The 2,182-nt window shown below is 51.7% G+C and carries 1 protein-coding gene; it reads left to right on the top strand.

The features are described from left to right. Positions 1–2,076, top strand: a 2,076-nt coding sequence (locus F6K37_RS39130) for a WD40 repeat domain-containing protein (RefSeq protein WP_287256626.1), incomplete at its 5' end; no start/stop codon positions are given. Positions 2,077–2,182: the final 106 nt, after the last annotated feature.

Raw genomic sequence — 2,182 nt, 5'->3', positions numbered from 1 at the left:
CATAAAGAAATGGAGGCTTTCGTGGAGGCGATTAGGGCAGGAAAAATCCTACAAAAACACAAGAAAAGCGACCCACAGGTGATGAGTGCCCTGCAGAAAGTTCTTTATGAAGGCAGCGAACGCAACCGCTTGCAGAGGCATACTAACATTGTCAGTAGCGTCAGTTTCAGCCGGGATGGCCAGACCTTGGCTTCTGGCAGTGATGACAACACCATCAAACTCTGGAATCGTAAGACAGGCAAGTTAATCCGCACCCTCCCGGGGCATACTGGACCTGTCAATAGCGTCAGTTTCAGCCCCAATGGCAAGACCTTGGCTTCTGGCAGTAATGACGAGACCATCAAACTCTGGAATCCTAAGACAGGCAAGTTAATCCGCACCCTCATCGGGCATGATAACGTTGTCAATAGCGTCAGTTTCAGCCGGGATGGCCAGACCTTGGCTTCTAGCAGTACTGACAACACCATCAAACTCTGGGATCCTAAGACAGGCAAGGTAATCCGCACCATCCATGGGTATGATCACCCTCTCTGGGATCCTAAGACAGGCAAGGTAATCCGCACCCTCCATGGGCATACTGGACATGTCAATAGCGTCAGTTTCAGCCGGGATGGCCAGACCTTGGCTTCTGGCAGTACTGACAACACCATCAAACTCTGGGATCCTAAGACAGGCAAGGAAATCCGCACCCTCCATGGGCATGATAACGTTGTCAATAGCGTCAGTTTCAGCCGGGATGGCCAGACCTTGGCTTCTGGCAGTACTGACAACACCATCAAACTCTGGGATCCTAAGACAGGCAAGGAAATCCGCACCCTCAATGGGCATGATGACCTTGTCACGAGCGTCAGTTTCAGCCGGGATGGCCAGACCTTGGCTTCTAGCAGTCAGGACAACACCATCAAACTCTGGAATCTTGTGACGGGCAAGGAAATCCGCACCCTCAATGGGCATGATGACCTTGTCACGAGCGTCAGTTTCAGCCGGGATGGCCAGACCTTGGCTTCTGGCAGTTTTGACAACACCATCAAACTCTGGAATCTTGTGACGGAAAGGGAAATCCGCCCCCTCATCGGGCATGATAACTCGGTCAGTAGCGTCAGTTTCAGCCGGGATGGCAAGACCGTGGCTTTTGATAGTGATGACAACACGATCAAACTCTGGAATCTAGAGACGGGAACCGAAATCCGCACCCTCCATGGGGATGATAACTCGGTCAGTAGCGTCAGTTTCAGCCGGGATGGCAAGACCTTGGCTGTTGGCAGTAGTTATGACAACTATGACCACATGATCCAACTCTGGAATCTAGAGACGGGAACCGAAATCCGCACCCTCCATGGGCATAATGATAGCTTTCATAAAAGGGTCACTAGCCTCAGTTTCAGCCCCGATGGCCAGACCTTGGCTTCTGGCAGTGATGACCGCACGATCAAACTCTGGAATCTAGAGACGGGAACCGAAATCCGCACCCTCCCGGGGCATGATAACTCGGTCAAGAGCGTCAGTTTCAGCCCCGATGGCCAGACCTTAGCTTCTGGTAGTGATGACCGCACGATCAAACTCTGGAATCTAGAGACAGGAACCGAAATCCGCACCCTGATCGGGCATGATGACTGGGTCAATAGCATCAGTTTCAGCCGGGATGGCCAGACCTTGGCTTCTGGCAGTGGTGACAAGACGATCAAACTCTGGAATCTAGAGACGGGAACCGAAATCCGCACCCTGATCGGGCATGATCAATTGGTCACGAGGGTCAGTTTCAGCCCCGATGGCCAGACCTTGGCTTCTGGCAGTAATGACGAGACGATCAAACTCTGGAATCTAGAGACAGGAACCGAAATCCGCACCCTGATCGGGCATGATGACTGGGTCATTAGCGTCAGTTTCAGCCCCGATGGCCAGACCTTGGCTTCTGGCAGTAGTGACGGCACGATCAAACTCTGGCATTTAGACTTAAACTTAGACTCTTTAATGGCGAGGAGTTGCGATTGGGTGCGCAATTATTTGCAGAATAATCCTAATGTCAGCGAGAACGATAGGCACTTGTGCGACAATGGTGCGGCTCGTTCCAACTAGGAACCTCTAAATAGAGGGTATAAGTTGGGGGAATCGCGAGGTCAAAAACCTCAAAAATTCCTAACTATTTCTTGGATGTGGGTGAAAGCCCCACCCCTGCGGAGAC

The organism is Moorena sp. SIO4E2, assembly GCF_010671945.1.
GTDB lineage: Bacteria > Cyanobacteriota > Cyanobacteriia > Cyanobacteriales > Coleofasciculaceae > Moorena > Moorena producens.
The sequence above is the reverse complement of the archived record's forward strand: the minus strand, read 5'-3'. Positions and strand labels throughout refer to the sequence as shown.